The organism is Desulfomicrobium salsuginis, assembly GCF_054657795.1.
This window is the reverse complement of sequence record NZ_BAAHYA010000002.1, coordinates 1,288,163-1,304,423: the sequence shown is the minus strand read 5'-3', so window position 1 is coordinate 1,304,423 and position 16,261 is coordinate 1,288,163. Positions and strand designations below refer to the sequence as shown.

14 protein-coding genes are annotated in these 16,261 nt (G+C 65.5%); 1 reads left to right on the top strand and 13 read right to left on the bottom strand.

The features are described from left to right. The first annotated feature begins 7 nt into the window (after nucleotides 1-7). Nucleotides 8-145 carry a hypothetical protein gene (locus tag ACYQ3G_RS12985; RefSeq protein ID WP_459826247.1) on the top strand — a complete coding sequence of 46 codons (138 nt, stop codon included), beginning with the start codon at nucleotides 8-10 and terminating at the stop codon, nucleotides 143-145. A 23-nt stretch (nucleotides 146-168) separates the two neighbouring features. On the opposite strand, the gene ACYQ3G_RS12980 is transcribed toward ACYQ3G_RS12985, so the two are convergent. From ACYQ3G_RS12980 to htpG, 13 genes are all read right to left on the bottom strand, one after another. Then, complete coding sequence (locus tag ACYQ3G_RS12980) at nucleotides 169-1,188, bottom strand: molybdopterin-binding protein (RefSeq protein ID WP_459826245.1); 1,020 nt, start codon at nucleotides 1,186-1,188, stop codon at nucleotides 169-171. A 14-nt stretch (nucleotides 1,189-1,202) separates the two neighbouring features. Continuing rightward, the gene (locus ACYQ3G_RS12975; protein ID WP_459826243.1) at nucleotides 1,203-1,817 is read right to left on the bottom strand and encodes a nucleotidyltransferase family protein; all 615 of its coding nucleotides are present in this window, start codon (nucleotides 1,815-1,817) and stop codon (nucleotides 1,203-1,205) included. Then, on the bottom strand, nucleotides 1,814-2,584 hold the full coding sequence (gene yqeC, locus ACYQ3G_RS12970; protein ID WP_459826241.1) for a selenium cofactor biosynthesis protein YqeC: 771 nt from the start codon (nucleotides 2,582-2,584) through the stop codon (nucleotides 1,814-1,816). Before yqeC ends, ACYQ3G_RS12975 begins: the two co-directional genes overlap by 4 nt. Then, complete coding sequence (gene yqeB / locus ACYQ3G_RS12965) at nucleotides 2,581-3,381, bottom strand: selenium-dependent molybdenum cofactor biosynthesis protein YqeB (RefSeq protein WP_459826239.1); 801 nt, start codon at nucleotides 3,379-3,381, stop codon at nucleotides 2,581-2,583. Before yqeB ends, yqeC begins: the two co-directional genes overlap by 4 nt. 51 nt (nucleotides 3,382-3,432) lie before the next feature. Continuing rightward, nucleotides 3,433-4,830: an NADPH-dependent glutamate synthase gene (gene gltA / locus ACYQ3G_RS12960; protein ID WP_459826237.1), complete on the bottom strand. Its 1,398-nt coding sequence runs from the start codon at nucleotides 4,828-4,830 to the stop codon at nucleotides 3,433-3,435. Next, a complete protein-coding gene (locus ACYQ3G_RS12955; RefSeq protein ID WP_459826235.1) occupies nucleotides 4,831-5,664 on the bottom strand; it encodes a sulfide/dihydroorotate dehydrogenase-like FAD/NAD-binding protein in 834 nt (277 codons plus the stop codon). Nucleotides 5,665-5,674: 10 nt separating this feature from the next. Then, nucleotides 5,675-6,571, bottom strand: a complete 897-nt coding sequence (locus ACYQ3G_RS12950) for a SphA family protein (RefSeq protein WP_459826233.1) — start codon at nucleotides 6,569-6,571, stop codon at nucleotides 5,675-5,677. Nucleotides 6,572-6,624: 53 nt separating this feature from the next. Next, a complete protein-coding gene (locus ACYQ3G_RS12945) occupies nucleotides 6,625-8,964 on the bottom strand; it encodes a xanthine dehydrogenase family protein molybdopterin-binding subunit (RefSeq protein WP_459826231.1) in 2,340 nt (779 codons plus the stop codon). Continuing rightward, nucleotides 8,961-9,458, bottom strand: a complete 498-nt coding sequence (locus tag ACYQ3G_RS12940) for a (2Fe-2S)-binding protein (protein ID WP_459826229.1) — start codon at nucleotides 9,456-9,458, stop codon at nucleotides 8,961-8,963. The genes ACYQ3G_RS12945 and ACYQ3G_RS12940 overlap by 4 nt, the downstream gene beginning before the upstream one ends. Before the next feature lie 12 nt (nucleotides 9,459-9,470). Further along, the gene (locus ACYQ3G_RS12935) at nucleotides 9,471-10,340 is read right to left on the bottom strand and encodes an FAD binding domain-containing protein (protein ID WP_459826227.1); all 870 of its coding nucleotides are present in this window, start codon (nucleotides 10,338-10,340) and stop codon (nucleotides 9,471-9,473) included. A 254-nt stretch (nucleotides 10,341-10,594) separates the two neighbouring features. Continuing rightward, complete coding sequence (locus tag ACYQ3G_RS12930) at nucleotides 10,595-11,962, bottom strand: sigma-54-dependent transcriptional regulator (protein WP_459826225.1); 1,368 nt, start codon at nucleotides 11,960-11,962, stop codon at nucleotides 10,595-10,597. Beyond that, nucleotides 11,959-14,088, bottom strand: a complete 2,130-nt coding sequence (locus ACYQ3G_RS12925; RefSeq protein WP_459826223.1) for a PAS domain-containing sensor histidine kinase — start codon at nucleotides 14,086-14,088, stop codon at nucleotides 11,959-11,961. The genes ACYQ3G_RS12930 and ACYQ3G_RS12925 overlap by 4 nt, the downstream gene beginning before the upstream one ends. 189 nt (nucleotides 14,089-14,277) lie before the next feature. After that, entirely contained in the window at nucleotides 14,278-16,170 is a 1,893-nt protein-coding gene (gene htpG, locus ACYQ3G_RS12920; RefSeq protein ID WP_459826221.1) for a molecular chaperone HtpG, read from the bottom strand. Nucleotides 16,171-16,261: the final 91 nt, after the last annotated feature.

Below are 16,261 nucleotides of genomic sequence, written 5' to 3'. Positions count from 1 at the left end.
CAGGGCCGTGGACGAGATGGACGTGATGGACGGTATGGACGCTGCCTGGGGAGAGCTTCGTAATGGCCAGTTCTGCCGAGAGATCCTGGGCAGCCATCAGGTCCATGACGTCCATCTCGTCCATCACGTCCATATCGTCCATTGAGCCCTTCCTCCCCCCAGTCCCTTTCACTTCCCGAAGCCGCAGGCCGGGTAGCGGCAGGTGCCGCAGTTTTCGCACAAGCCGCCGTGGCCCAGGGCCACGATGTCGCGGCGCGTGAGGCGTTCCCCGGCCAGGATGCGGGGCACCACCAGGTCGAAGATGCTGGCCTTGTAGTACATGACGCAGCCGGGCAGACCCAGGATGGGCACATCGCCCAAGTAGGCCAGCATGAACATGGCGCCTGGATAGGTCGGCGCGCCGTAGGAGACGACCTCGGCCCCCGTGGCGCGGATGGCCGCGGGTGTCTGGTCGTCGGGGTCCACGCTCATGCCGCCGGTCACGGCGATGAAGTCCGCGCCCTGCCGGACCAGGGACGTGATGGCGTCGACGGTCAGGCCGACGATGTCGGACACGAAGACCTGGTCCACGACCTCGCTGCCCAGGTCGTCGAACTTGGCGCGCAGCAGGGGGCCGAAGCCATCCTTGATGCGGCCGTGGAAGATCTCGCTGCCCGTCGTCACCACGCCGACCTTGGCGCGCCGCAGCGGTTTGACCTCGATCAGGGGGGCGTGTTCGGCGCAGACCGCCTCGGCCGCGCGCATGAGTTCCTCGGGGACGACCAGCGGAATGACCCGCGTGCCGGCCAGGACGCGGCCGGGGCGCACGCGCTGGTGGCGGTGGATGGAACTGAAGGTCACGTCCTCGATGGAATTGAGGCGCATGAGCCCGTCCACGTCGATGCACAGCAGGCCGTCCTCTTCGGCGGTCAGCGTGACCTTGCCCTCCTGGGGCTCGCTCAAGGCGATGCCGCGTCCGGCCGCTGCCCGGGCCAGTCGGACGGCGGCCGTGTCCTCGTGCACGAAGCCGTCGGCCGGGTCGAAGACGTACAGATTGGCCTTGCCGATATCGAGCAGGACCGGGATATCCTCCTCCCGCACCACGTGTCCGCGCCTGAAGGCCGGGCCCTTTTCGCCTCCCGGCACGATCCGGGTGATGTCATGGCAGAGCACTGTTCCGACAGCGTGTTCGACAGCGATGGTCTTCATGTTCGTCTCCTCGTTCAGGGTCTGAAATTATCTTCCGCATCCGTCCGGCGCATGGCCAGCAGACTCAGGTAGTCGTCCATGGTGTCCACGTCGCGCAGCACGGCGGGGTCACCGATTTCTATCCGTTGCACATGCCGGGGATTGTCCCGCAGCAGTTTTCGGGCGCCGACATCGCCTGTCAGCCCCTGTGCATCGCGCATCATTTCGCGGCCGATGATGGCGGGGTTGCCGGGACGGCCCTCGTGGACCGGTACGAGGGCCCAGGGGAGTTCGGTCAGAAAGCGCGTCACGAGAAGGTCGATGAGCGGGGCGTCGACCAGGGGCTGATCCCCGAGAAGGAACATGACGCCGTCGGCATCGGGCCCGTGGGTGAGCCCTGCGCGAACCGACGTGCTCTGGCCGGAGGCGAAGTCGGGGTTCAGCACAATGTCGACGCCGCGCGCGTCGATCCGCGACAGGATCTCCGCATGGGCGTTGCCGAGGACCAGCGCGAGGTGCGCGAGGGTCGAGGCCCGGGCCGCATCGATGACGTGCTGCAGCAGCGGTCGGCCGTGGAGGGGCAGGAGCTGCTTGACGGCACCCATGCGCCGTCCGAGCCCGGCGGCCAGGATCACGCCGCGCACGTTCATGACCGGACCTCCATGACGCACGGCGTGCGCCCGGCCGAGCCGATGCAGGCCCGGCGGGGCATGGCGCCGGCATCATGCAGCAAATCCAGTATCGCGCGTCCGTGTTCGAGGGCCTGCGGGGCGTCGGCCTGGTTCAGCCAGAGCAATTTCGCGGCACCTTGGGGAGCGCCCTTGAACAACCCTTCGGGGTGGGCGCAGACACGGGCGACGGAAGCCGGGGTGACCGGGGTTCCGAAAGCGAGGCCGCTCAGTTCCTCGAAACACGTGCTCCGGCAGACGTGGCGTTCGTCCAGGGGCGCGCCGACGCCCGTCAGCCCCGCCACGGCCAGGACATGGGTGCTGCGGCCGGGGACGACAGGCTCGTGCGTGGCAGGGGCCTTGAGGGGCAGGCAGCGCGCGCCGTCGGCCTCGACCAGGATCCAGTCGAAGATTTCCGCGTCCAGCAGTCTGTGGATGAATTCCGGCGTGAGCCCCATGAGCTTGCCGTTCTCCATCGCCCAGGCGATGCAGACCGGGCGACCCGGGGCCGCTGCGTCCCGGCATTCGCCGAGGAGCGCCTCGTTGTTCTCGGCCAGGATGAGACGGGCCTGCCGCGGCTCGGGGGGAAATATCCTCGTCGTGGTCGTGCAGGCCACCCGCCGCCCCCGTTCGGCCAGTTCCGCGGCCAGGCGGTACATGGCCGTGGTCTTGCCCCCCGCGCCGACGATGGCCAGCAGGCCCCGCTCGGGCAGGGCCAGGGCCTCGGTCATGGTTTCGGGTCCGGTCAATTGTACGCTCTCATGATGCACTCAAGCACCGCCCCGCCGATGGCGCGGCCCTTGTCGGAGATGGTGTGCAGGTAGGCGATGTCCCCGCGCGGGTCGATGTCCCCGAGTTTGAGGCCCAGGGGCACGTGGCCGTTGGGCCGGATCTGACCGCGCAGGAGTCCGGAGATCTCGGCCGTGACGGGCGAGCCGTCGACTCGTCCCAGGACCTGCCCCTTTTTCACCAGATCGCCGAGCGAGCAGTCCCAGACCAGCTTGCCCGGTACGGGCGCGCGCAGGACGCGTTCTTTCGAAAATCCGCCGATGGTGCCGGGGATGCCCGTGTTGGGGGCGGCCGCGCCCTGGGTGATGATGCGCCCAAGGTCGTGCCCGCGATTGGTCTCGACGACGAGGTGCGCGTCCTTCCCGGCCTCGAAGCCCGGCCCCAGGCCGACGACCAGCGGTGCGTCGTGGACGCTGGTCCCCAGGTTGCGTTTGGCGATGATGGCGTCCACGAGCACGTCGGGCCGGATGGCATCCAGGCTCCGCCATTCGGGGTCCACCAGTATGGGTACGTCGCCTGCGGCCCAGGCCGCCTCGATCTGTTCCGGCCCGTCGATGCGCACGCCGCGCACGTCTTCGACCATGCAGGCGCCGTCATGCACGGCCTCGCAGAAGCTGACCGTGCGCCGCACGGCCAGGGGGTGCTTCGTCTCCAGGATGACGATGCGGCGCAGTCGCGCGTGGTACAGGCGCCAGACGATTGCCGAGGCCATTTCACCGCCGCTCTTGATGGCGATGACCCGTTCGTTCAGGTTCATGGCTCCTCCTCGTGATTTCGTGAACGGGGGAGGGGTGGCCTCCCCCGGTTGTCACCAGCCCCAGGTCAGGTATTCGTGGATGGAGTCCGCGGCCTTGCGGCCCGCGCCCATGGCCAGGATGACCGTGGCCGCGCCGGTGACGATGTCGCCGCCGGCCCAGACCCCTTTCTTGCCGGTCTTGCCCGTGTCCGCGTTGGCCGTGACGTAGCCCCACTTGTTCAGCGGCAGGTCCGGGGTGGAGCGGGTCAGCAGCGGGTTGGCCCCGGCGCCGATGGCCACGATGGCCAGGTCGCACTCGACGACAAACTCCGATCCGGGCACTTCCACGGGCCGCCTGCGCCCCGAGGCGTCGGGCTCGCCCAGTTCCATGCGGATGCACTCGATGCCCGTCAGGCGGCCTTTGTCGTCGCCCAGGTAGCGCACCGGGTTGCACAGCAGTTCGAAGTTGAGCCCCTCCTCCTCGGCGTGGTGGATCTCGGCCTTGCGGGCCGGCATCTCGTCGCGGGAGCGGCGGTAGACCAGGCTGACCCTGTCCGCGCCCAGGCGCATGGCCGTGCGCGCGCTGTCCATGGCCACGTTGCCGCCGCCCAAAACGGCCACATGCTTGCCGCGCGGGATGGGCGTGTCCACCTCGGGGAAGAGGTAGGCCTTCATCAGGTTGGCCCGGGTCAGGTACTCGTTGGCCGAGAGGACGCCGACGAGGTTCTCGCCCGGGATGCGCATGAACTTGGGCAGGCCGGCGCCAACGCCCAGGTACACGGCGTCGAAGCCCTGCTCGAGGAGCTCTTCAACGCTCACTGTGCGTCCCACGACCACGTCGCACTCGAGCTTCACTCCCTGGGCCTGCAGGCAGGACACCTCGGCGGCGACGATGTCCTTGGGCAGCCGGAATTCCGGGATGCCGTAGACGAGCACGCCGCCGGGCTTGTGGAAGGCCTCGAAGAGGCTGACCTCATGGCCCTTGAGGATCAGGTCGCTGGCCACGGTCAGACCCGACGGCCCCGAACCGACCACGGCCACGCGCTTGCCGGTGGCCGCCTCGCGGGAGGGCAGTTCGCAGACGTGGTGCTTGCGTTCCCAGTCGGCGGCGAAGCGCTCCAGGTTGCCGATGGCCACCGGTTCTCCCTTGCGGCCCAGCAGGCAGTTGCCCTCGCACTGGACCTCCTGGGGGCAGACCCGGCCGCAGACGGCCGGCAGGCTGTTGCGTTCCCAGATCTTGCCGATGGCCTTGTCGAAGTCGCCGGCGGCCATGTGCTTGATGAAACCGGGAATGTCGACGCCCACGGGACAGCCCTGCACGCAGGCCGGGCTCTTGCACTGCAGGCAGCGCGAGGCCTCGGCCACGGCCTGTTCCGGGGTGTAGCCCAGGGGCACCTCCTCGAAGTTGCGGGCCCGGACCAAAGGCGGCTGTTCGGGCATGGCCTGACGCGGAGATTTTTCAGCGGCCATCTAGTGCCTCCCTTCGCATTTGCAGAGTTCGTGGCTGTGCCGCTCCTGCTCCGTGTAGGCCCGCAGGCGCAGGATCAGCTCGTCGAAGTCGACCTGGTGCCCGTCGAACTCCGGCCCGTCCACGCAGCCGAACTTCGTCTCGCCGCCAACGGTCACGCGGCAGCCGCCGCACATGCCCGTGCCGTCGATCATGATGGGGTTGAGGCTGACCATGGTCGGCACGCCGTAATCCTTGGTCATGAGCGACACGAACTTCATCATTGGCACCGGCCCGATGGCCACGACCTGGTCCACGCCGCCGGCGTCGAGCTTTTCCTTCAGCACTTCGGTCACGAAGCCCTTGCGGCCGTAGGAGCCGTCGTCGGTGCAGATATGCAGTTCGCTGGAGGCCCGGCCCATCTTCTCTTCGAGGATGAGCAGGTCCTTGTTGCGGGCGCCGATGATGGCGGTCACGTCGCAGCCGGCCTGCTTCATGCCGCAAGCGATGGGGTGCAGCACGGCCACGCCGGTGCCGCCGCCCACGCAGACCACCTTCTTTCCGGGTTCGATGTGGGTTGGCTGGCCCAGGGGGCCGATGACGTCCTGGTAGGCTTCGCCGACCTGCAGGCGCCTGAAGAGCTCCGTGCTTTTGCCCACGACCATGTAGATGACCGTGACCGTGCCCTTGTCCGGGTCCGTCTCGGCCATGGTCAGGGGGATGCGCTCCCCGTTCTCATTGGCCTTGAGGATCAGGAACTGCCCCGGCCTGGCCTTGGCCGCGATGCGCGGGGCCTCGATCTCGTTGAGGATGACCGTGCCGCCGGCCATCTCCTCGCGGTTGACTATGGTGAACATGACGTTTTCCTTAGAATGCTTTCATGATCATGAGGGTGGTCACGTTGCCCTGGGAGTTGACCTTGTTCTCGAACTCCCACAGCGAGCGCAGGGACACGCCCAGGCCCCAGTCAGGGACGAAGACGCTGACTTCCGGGCCCACGGCGTAGGCCTCCTCGCGGTCGTCGGTGGTGCCGGGGCCGCTGTCGTCCGTGACCTGCCAGCGGCAGTAGCCGGCCAGGCCCACGTCCCAGATCTTGGCCACGGTCTTGCCCAGGCCCCACTCGAAGTGGAAGTCGTCGCCGTAGGTCACGTCCGTGTCATCCTGCTCCGAGTGGATCTCGTAACGGGACAGGACGGAGGCCGACCAGGTCCGGGCCTCGTCGAAATAGAGGGTCGCGCCGGCCGTGAACATGCCGGTCCAGAAGCCCTTGCCGGGGCTGGCCGGTTCATCGGCGTCGAAGTCGCCCGTGGGCAGGTACACGCCCACGCCCAGGGCCGCGTCGTAGCGCGGGCCGTGCCAGGCCAGGATGACGGGTTCGATGAGGATGTCGCCCAGCCCGAACTCGTTGTCGTCGAAGAGCGACATGCCGCCGGCCTTCATGGAGATGTCGGTGTAGACCAGCGGCACGCAGATGTCGGCCACGACGTTGGCGCCCAGGATCTCAAGGTCCGAGGAGTACACGAGGCGGTTGACCAGGGCGTAGACGTTCACGTCGAAGTCGGCGTCGATCTCGTCGCCGTGCTTGTCCCGCAGGTCGTCGGCCGTGTAGAAGAGATTGTACATGCGCCAGTAGACGCCCTGCGGCGGCAGGGTCGCGCCCTTGATGCCCTCGGCGCCGCTCACGTAATGCCCCGATCCGGCCAGGGCCATCGATCCCGTCATCAGCAGGGCCGCCGTCATGGCGGCAAAGAGCAGTTTCTTCATATTGTCCCTCCAGGGGGAAGCGGCGCAAGGGGGTCGCCCCTGCGCCGTCGTGTTCATGAATTCAGGGCCTTGAATACGCGTTCCGGCGTCATCGGGATCTTTTTGAAGCGATAGCCCGTGGCGTTGGCCACGGCGTTGGCGATGGCCGAGGCCGGGCAGACCAGACTGCACTCGCCCGCGCCCTTGGCCCCGAACGGGCCTGTGGGGTCGTTGCCTTCGACGATGATGGAATGGATCTCGGGTATGTCCTCGGCCGTGGGCAGCATGTAGTTGTGCATGCTGTACTGCTGCTGGCGGCCCTTGTCGTTGTAGGTGATCTCCTCGCTCAGGGCGTAGCCGATGCCCTGGACGGCTCCGCCCTCGATCTGGCCCTCGACGATCATGGGGTTGATGGCCCGGCCCACGTCATGGGCGGCGGTCAGCTTGATGACCCGGACCTGGCCCGTGCGCGTGTCGACCTCGACCTCGGCGAAGCAGGCGTGCCACGGCGGGGCGTTTTCGGGCACGATGCGGCCGACGCCGATGAATTGCTTGTTGCGGACGTGGGCGTGGTAGGCCAGTTCCTCCATGGTCACGGAGTTGCCCTTGCCGTCCTTGACCTCTTCGAGCTGGCACAGGCCCGAGCCCGAGCATTCGTCGAGGCTGCCGGCCATGGGCGCGATGACGCCGTTTTTGATCTCCAGGCGTTCGGCCGCAATGTTGAAGTAGCCTGCGGCGTATTCCAGAATCTGCTTGCGGGCATCGGAGGCCGCGGCTTTGACGGCGGTGCCCGCTGCGTAGCAGGTGCGGCTGGCGTGGCTACCGATGTCGAAGGGTGTTCCCAGCGTGTCGCCGTACGTCAGGCCGACGTTGTCCATGTTCATCCCTAAGGTTTCGGCCGCAATCTGCACGAGGCTGGTGCTCGTGCCCGTGCCGATGTCCGGAACGCCGGAAGCGACCTGGGCCGAGCCGTCGGACTGGATGGTTACGTAGGCGTTGTCGTAGTCCACGCAGAAGGGCCAGGCGTTGCTGACGTGGGTGCCCACGGCCATGCCGAGGCCGCGCAGCTTGACCGCGCCGGGTTCATGGAGTTTGCCGCGGCGCGACCATCCGATGCTTTCGGCGCCCCGGCGGATGCATTCGGGCAGTTCGGACGTGCCGCATGGATACGGGAGACACCACGGGTCGCCGGGGCGCATGATGTTCTTCATGCGCAGTTCCATGGGGTCCATGCCGAGCTTTTCGGCCATCATGTCCACGGCCTGCTCCATGGCCAGGTTGCCCTGGGGGTTGCCGAAGCCGCGCATGGCGCCGGCGCTGGTGCAGTTCGTGTACACGCTGTGCCCGAAATAGCGCTGGTGCGGGATGCGGTAGATGGCCAGGGTCATGGCCCCGCACACGCCGGGGAGTTCCGCGCCGAAGGTGCAGTAGGCGCCCGTGTTGAAGACGGCCTTCATGTCCAGGGCCTGGAACGTGCCGTCCTTCTTGGCGCCGAGCTTGACCGTGACATATCCGGCGTGGCGCGTGTCGGAAGCGATGAAGTCTTCCTTGCGGGTGTAGATCATCTTCACGGGCCGCTTGGCCAGCAGGGCCAGGCCCATGGCGATGGGCTCGGCCTTGCCGCTCAGGCCGATGCGCACGCCGAAGCCGCCGCCCACGTACGGCGGCGCCAGGACGCGGATCTTGCCGGCCGGGACGTCGAAGATCTTGCCGAGAATGGCCCTGGACGGGTGCGGGGTCTGGGTGGTGGACCACACGGTCACGTTGCCGTCACCGTCGACCTGCGCCACGGCGGCCTGGGTCTCCATCTGGACCTGCTTGACCACGGGCAGTTCGAAGGTCTCCTCGATGATGACATCGGATTCGGCCAGCCCCTTCTCCACATCGTTGTAGGGAATCTTCACTATTTCGGCCGGGATGTTTCTGCCCTCGGGAGTGCAGCCCTTGCCGGCATGTAGTTCGGGCGCCTCGGGCTTCATGGCCTCCAGCGGATCGAAGACCGCAGGCAGGATTTCGTACTCGACCTTGATCAGGGACAGGGCCTTTTCCGCCACGGACTCGCTCGTGGCGGCCACGGCGGCCACCTCGTCACCGACGTGGCGGACGACCTCGTCGAAAAGCAGCTGGTCAAGCACGCGCTCGAGCTGCGGGATGGTCAGGAACATGGGCACGGCGGCGTTGAAGAGGTTCTTGGGCCCGTTCTTGTGGGTCATGATTGCCTTGACCCCAGGGAGTTTCTCGGCCTCGGAGGTGTCGATGGACACGATGCGGGCGTGGGGGTGCGGGCTGCGCAGGACCTTGGCGAAGAGCATGCCCGGCAGGAAGATGTCCGTGGTGAAGAGGCCGCGGCCCGTGGTCTTGTCCACGCCGTCGCGCCTGTTGACGCTTTTTCCGACATATTCGAACTGGCTCATAAGTCTCCTCCCTTGACAGCGGACGCCCGGAGCTTGAGGGCGGCGTCCTCGACGGCTTCCTCGATTTTGACGTAGCCTGTGCAGCGGCAGATGTTCCCGCCGACCGCTTCACGGATCTGTTCCTTGGAGGGGGACTTGTTCTTGTCCAGCAGGGCCTTGGCGGACATGATCATGCCCGGCGTGCAGAAGCCGCACTGCACGGCGCCCTTGTCGATGAAGCTCTGCTGCAGCGGGTGCAGGCCGCCCTCGCCCTCGACGCCTTCGATGGTCTGGATGTCAGCGCCCTGGGCGCGCATGGCCGGGATGAGGCATGCGTTCATGGCCTTGCCGTTGAAGATGATGGTGCACGCGCCGCACTCGCCCTTGCCGCAGCCGCGCTTGGTGCCCGTGAGGTGCATTTTCTCGCGCAGCACGTCGAGGAGCATCTCCGCGGGGGAGACGGCTATCTCGATGACCTCGCCGTTGAGACGGAATGATATGATCTGGTTCGGCATGTTCTTCCTCCGTTATGCTTTGCGGGCATCTTCGACTGCCGCTTGAAGGACCCGTTCGACGAAAACGGGCAGGACTCCCATCCGGTATTCCTTGGAGCCGCGGATGGCGCTGCTGCGGAACATGGCCTGGTTGCGGGCCAGCTGTCCGGCTTCGGTCATGGTCGCGGCGGTGACCGGGGCGCCCTTGAGGAAGGCCTCGGCGTCAAGGGCATGCTGCGGACCGGCGCCCACGGGGGCGATGATGAGCCGCGCCCACTCGAATTTGTCGCCGTCGAGGGCGATCATGGCCGAGACGGCGAGCATCGGCAGGGCCAGGGCCTTGCGCTGCTCCATGCGCAGGTAGGCGGAACCCTGGTTCTTTTGCTTCACGGGAAATTTGACGTGGGTCACGACCTGACAGCAGCTGTCGATGCAGGACAGGCAGACGCCGGCGTACATGTCTTCCAGTGGCATGGACTGCATGCCTTCCTGCGTGGTCACTTCGGCCGTGGTCTCCAGGCAGGCCAGGGCCACGGCGGCGTCGGCGGCCGGGTTGCCGGTCACGATGTTGCCGATGATGGTGCCCATGTTGCGGATCTGCAGGGAGCCGACCTTGCGGCAGGCCTGGGCCAGGGCCGGGGCGTGCTTCAGGATGAGCTCGGATTTCGAGGCCTGTGCGTGGGTCACGCTCGCGCCGATGCGGATGAACCCGTTCTCCTCCGTGATGTTCTTGAGTTCCGCGATCTGGGTCAGGTCGACCAACACGTCGCAGGTGTTCTTGCCGTCCTGCAGCTCCAGCATCAGGTCCGTGCCGCCGGCGATGATCCGGGCCTTTCCCCTGTTGGTGCTGAGGACCGTGACCGCTTCGGATACGGTCGCCGGGAAAACGTAGTTTTGAACCATAACTGTCCTCCGTGGTGTTTTCGAACGCGGCCGGGATGCCGGTGCCGAAATTCGATCCCTGTATTGGAAGGAACGTGCCAGGTTGTATGACAGCGCAACATGTTGGAATATAAGAATGGCGCGGGCGAGAAAAGAAAAAGGCCATAACTTATGTTATGGCCTGGGTGAGGCGAGATGCAGTGGGAAAATCAATTCAGATCATGGTTTCACATAGATGGGATCAACTATTCCCCGGGTGCGGGTTATGCAAAAAGTTATGAACCGCCTTTTTTCAAGCGCTTGCTGAGCGCCGGCTGGGAGATGCCGAGCCAGCGTGCGGCCAGGGTCTGGACGCCGCCCGCGCGGCTCATGGCTTCGCGCACGAGGGCCTGCACGGTCTCCTCGATGGTCGGCAGGGCGGCGGGGAAGCACAGTTCTTCGGCCGCGCCGAAAAGTTCCGAAGTGTCGTTGTCCGGTCCGCAGGAGAAGTCGCCGCCGTTCCAGCGGCCCATGGCGTCGAAGACGTAGGCGCGCAGCTCGCGCACGTTGCCGGGGAAGGGGTAGGCGCGCAGGCGGCTGACGAGGCAGCGGCTCGGCTTCGGTGCGTCCTTGCCGAAACTGGTCGCGGCCTCGGCGATGAAAAGCTCCAGCAGCACGGGTATGTCCTCGGGGCGTTCGCGCAAGGGCGGGATGCGGACCATGTGGGTGCGCAGGCGGTAGTAGAGGTCCTTGCGGAAGCGGCCCTCGCGGGTCATGGCCTCCAGGTCGCAGTTGGTGGCCACCACGACCCGGGCTTCGGACGGGCGGGGCACGTCGGCCCCCAGGGGCAGGTACTCCCGCTCCTGCAGCAGGCGCAGCAGCTTGACCTGCGACGATTCGCCCAGATCGCCGATCTCGTCGAGGAAGAGCACGCCGTCGGCGGCCTGCTCCACCAACCCCTTGCGGGCGGCGACGGCCCCGGTGAAGGCCCCCTTGCGGTGGCCGAACAGGGTGTCGCTGAAGACCACGTCGTCGAGTCCGGCTACGTTGACGGCCACGAAGGGTTTGCGCGGGCAGGTCAGCTTGTGCACGGCCCGCGCGGCCAGCTCCTTGCCGACGCCCGTCTCGCCGAAGATGAGGATGGGTTCGGACGACGCGCTGACCGCCTCCAGGTACTGGAAGATCTGCCGCATCTTGGGGCTGTCCGTGGAGAAGTGCTCGAAGGCCTCGGGCCGGGTCAGGCGGTCCAGCACGAGGCATTGGCGCAGGGACGTGTTCTCGCGGCGCAGCCGGCTCATTTCCAGGGCCGTGCGCACGGAGGCCACCAGCCGCTCCTCCTCCACGGGCTTGGCCAGATAGTCCAGGGCGCCGAGCTTCATGCACTCCACGGCCGACTCGATGGACTCCACGCCCGTGGCCACGATGACGGGCAGCTCCGGACGCGCCTCCCGCACATGGGCCAGGATCTCCTGGCCGGTCACGCCGGGCATGCTCAGGTCGAGGATCATGGCCCCCAGAGGCCGTTCGTCGATGATGCGCAGGGCCTCGGCCGGGCTCTGGCAGCAGACGGTGTTGTCGATGCCGCTTGAGCGCAGGCACAGGTCGAAGCTGTTCAGGATGTCGGCCTCGTCGTCGACGATGAGGACGGGAAAGGGCTGGATCATACCGCGGGGTCTCCTTCGTGGCGGACGGGAAAGGTCAGGGTGACCGACGTCCCTTCGCCCCGACGGGAATGGATGGTCAACTCCCCGCCGTGCTCCTGCATGATCCGGGAGGAGATGGAAAGCCCCAGACCCGTGCCCCCGCAAGCTCGTTTGGTGGTGTAGAATGGGTCGGTCACGTGGGGCAGGTCGTCGGGCTGGATGCCCTGGCCCTCGTCAGCCACCTCGAGCCAGACCTGTCCGCGCCGCGTGTCGAAGCCGGTTCGGATGCGGATGGCCTTGGACCTATCGTCCAGGGCTTCGCAGGCGTTCTGGAGGACGTTGATGACGACCTGCTCGATCTTCTGGAAATTGCCCCTGAAGTGCGGGATGCCGAGCCCATAGCCGATCTCCAGGCGGTCCGTGGCCTTCTGCAGCTGGTTGTCGAGCAGCAGCGCCGCGGTCTTGAGCACGCCGTTGATGTCGATGACCTCGTTCAACACCGTGGAGCCTTGACGGGCGTAGTTCTTGAGGTCCTGGACGATGTGCTTGATGCGCTTGGACGAGGACATGACCCCGGAGAAGAGGTGCGGCACGCGCTCGCGGGCGAAGGAATAGCGGAGGTTGCCGAGAAGGAAGTCCCCGTGCTCGTCCATGTACTGGTCGAGGATGACCCGCGCGTCGTACCACATGCGCGACAGCAGGGGGACGTTCAGGATGATGGAGTTGTTGGGGTTGTTGATCTCGTGGGCCACGCCCGAGACCAGGATGCCGAGCGACACCATCTTGCCGGCCTGCACGAGCTGTTCGTATTCGACCTTGGCGCGCTTTTCGGCGTCCTTGCGCTCGGTGATGTCGCGGAAGGCGATGAGGGTGGTGCCGGAGCGCAGGGCGGCGCGCTTGACGTTGGCGATGAGCACCCGCCTGCGGCCGAACTTGTCGGTGATCTCGACCTCCAGGTTGTTGAGCTCCTGCGCCGTCTGCAGGTCATGGGGCGAGTAGAAGCGGGAGCCGACGAGGTCGAAGATGGTCCCGAAGGCGGCGATTTCGTCCGCGTCGTAGCCGAAGATGCTGTCCACGTTGCAGCTGACGAAGACGATGCGCCCCTCGTCGGTGGTCAGGAAGATGGCGTCCCAGATGCTCTCAAGAGTTATGCGGTGGAACTCCTCGGACTCCTGCAGCATGTCGACCCAGCGCTTGTAGCTGGTCAGGTCCTTGTAGTTCTTGACGATGCCGAGCACCTCGCCCTTTTCCCCGCGCAGGGCCGCGGCCTTGACCAGGCAGGACTTGCGCTCGCCCGACTCGGACACGAACTCCTTCTCAAAGTCGGTCTTGGACGAGCCGACCACGATCTCCTGGATGATGCAGTGGTCCGTGCACCTGTGGCGGCAGGGGAAGATGTCGAAGCACTTCTTCCCGAGGATGTCGTCGGCCGGCTTCTCGACCAGCTGGGCGAAGGCGAGGTTGGCGCGGACGATGTTGCGGTCCGAGTCGAGGACGAGGATGCCGTCACCCGAGGTGTCGAAGATATGTTCGAGTTCCATGTAGGCGTGTTCGAGATGCCGCTCGGTGCGCTTGCGGCGGGCGATCTCCTCGTTCAGGGACTCGTTGTACTCCTGCAGGGCCCGCGTCCTGTCCTCGATGATCTTCTCCATCATGTGCAGCAGGGCCTGCTTTTCATTCTCCTTGATCTTGAGGTCCGTGATGTCCTTGAAGGTCGCCAGCACGTAGCCCTTCCCGTCCACTTCGATGCGGTTCAGGACGACCTGGGTGTCGATCATCATCCCGTCGCGGCGGATGTCCTTCCACTCGAACTTCTGGATGTTCCCGCGCAGGGCCTCGCTGACCTTCCTGCTGGCCATCTCGTAGGAGTTCTCCCCGTCGGGTTGGAAAAGGGGCGCGAAATCGCTCGGGAAGAACCCGATGATGTCCTCCTTCTCGCACCGCCAGATCTGGCAGGCCTCCCGGTTGCACTCGGACAGCTTCTCGTCGATGAGCAGCACGCCGTCGGACAGGCCCTGGAAGATGGCCTCGTACTTCTCCAGTTTCTTCTGCAGCCGTGCGATTGTCCTGTCCTTTTCCGCCAAAAGCCGAGCCGTGTCCTTAGGCTGGGTTGCAGGCTTCGAATCGCCGAAATGGGGGATGTCCATGATGCCCTCGCCGGGAAACTTCAGTGAGCAGGCAGTCCGGGAACGGGTTTGTTCTGCCCGGAAGGTTTTTGTGTGAAGCGACTTCATAGCGGAGGCAGGGGGGAGAATAAAGGAAGAAAGTCCGCTGCACGAATTTCAAGGCCTTGGAAAAGCGAAAGGCCGGTTGAGCCCGGCCTTTCGCGTGCGTCGCTATTTCGCGCCTCGTTCCTTGTACCAGTCGCTGGAGTCCTCCAGGAGGCGGTTCAGGCGCTGGACCATCTTGTGCGGGTCGGCCAGGTAGCCGTCCATGAGCAGGGCGGATTCGTAGAGCTGTTCGACCACGGTCGCCACGAAGTCGTCCTGCTCGTTCTTGGCGAAGACCGAGAGGAGATTGCGGACCAGCTTGTGGTCCTGGTTGATCTCGAAGATCTTCTTGGGGATGGAGGAGTCCTTGGTCACCATCTGCATGATCTTGTGCATCTGGGAGGTGGACCCGTCGGGGCTGACCAGGCAGGACGGGCTCTGGCTCAGGCGCTTGGAGATGCGGGCCTCGGTGATGCGGTCGCCCAGGATCTCCTGCACGCGCTTCAGGAAGCGGTCCATGTCCTTGCTCTCTTCCTTGGACAGCTCCTCGGGCTTGTCCTTCTTTTCGGCGCTGTCGGCGAACTTCTCGATGTTCGTGATGTCGGCGTTCTCGGTGGCCTTGAGCTCGAACTCCTTGAACTTGCGCAGGCTGTCCATGACGAACTCGTCCACGGGCTCGTAGAGGTAGATGACTTCGAGCCCCTTGGTGCGGAAGATCTCCAGGTGCGGGTTCTGCTCGATGGCCTCGCGGCTGGGGCCGGAGATGTAGTAGATCTCCTTCTGCCCGTCCTTGGCCGCCTCGATGTACTCGTCCAGGGAGATGAGGCCGTCCTTGTCCTCGTGGCGCGAGGAGTTGAAGCGCAGGAGCTCGCCGAAGGCCTCCTGGTTGGCGAAGTCGGCGTAGCCGAGCTTGAAGCGCTTGGCGTGCTCCTTCCAGAACGTGGCGTAGCGATCCTTGTCCTGGCCGAGTTTTTTCAGGTGCGAGAGGATCTGCTTGGTCAGGGTCTGGGCGATCTTGCGGATGAGCAGGTTCTCCTGCAGCGTCTCGCGCGAGATGTTCAAAGGCAGGTCCTCGGTGTCGACCACGCCGCGCACGAAGCCCAGGTACTCGGGGATGAGGTCCTTGTTCTTGCTCTGGATGAGGACCCGGCGCACGTAGAGGTCCAAGCCGTAGTTGTCGCGGTCGAAGCCGAAGGCGTCCTGGCTGCGGGGCGGCACGAAGGCCAAGGCCGAGAACTGCACGGGCGCGTCGACGCTCAGGTGCAGGGTGTCCAGGGGCTCCTCGTGGTCGTAGGTCAGGAACTTGTAGAACTCCGCGTACTGCTCGGGCGTGACCGAGAATTTGTTCTCGCGCCACAGGGCCGGCACGGTGTTGGCCTTCTCGCCCTGCACGAGGATGGGGAAGGAGATGAAGTTGGAGTGCTTCTTGATGATGGACGTGATGCGGTGCTGCTCGGCGAACTCCTTGCCATCTTCCTTGAGGTGCACGGTGATGGACGTGCCGCGCGGCAGGTCCTCGTCCAGTTCGGCCACGGTGTAGGTGCCCAGGCCGTCGGAGGTCCACTCGACGGCCTTTGCGCCGGGGCGGAAGGAGCGGGTGCGGATGGTGACCTTGTCGGCGACCATGAAGACCGAGTAGAAGCCCACGCCGAAGCGGCCGATGATGTTGGAGGAGTTGCCCTGGTCGGCCATGGCCTGCCGGATGAACTCGGCCGAGCCCGAGCGGGCGATGGTGCCGATGTTGTCGACCAACTCGTCCTGGGTCATGCCGATGCCCGTGTCGGCGATGACGAGCTCGCGCTTCTCCTCGTCGGAGGTGATGCTGATCTGCAGGTCGAGCTCGGGGCTGACGATCTCGGCCGAGCGGTTCTGCTCGAAGCGCAGCTTGTCCAGGGCGTCGGAAGCGTTGGAAACCAGCTCACGCAGGAATATTTCCCGGCTCGTGTAGAGAGAATGGGTAATGATGTCGAGGAGTTGTTTGATTTCGGTCTTGAATTCGAATTGTTGTGCGGAAGACATGTCCACTCCTTGGTTTGAAAATTTCGATGGCACCAAATAAATGGCCTTGGCCGGTTGTCAAGGGCGGCGGCAGCAAGGTGATTTTCCCCGC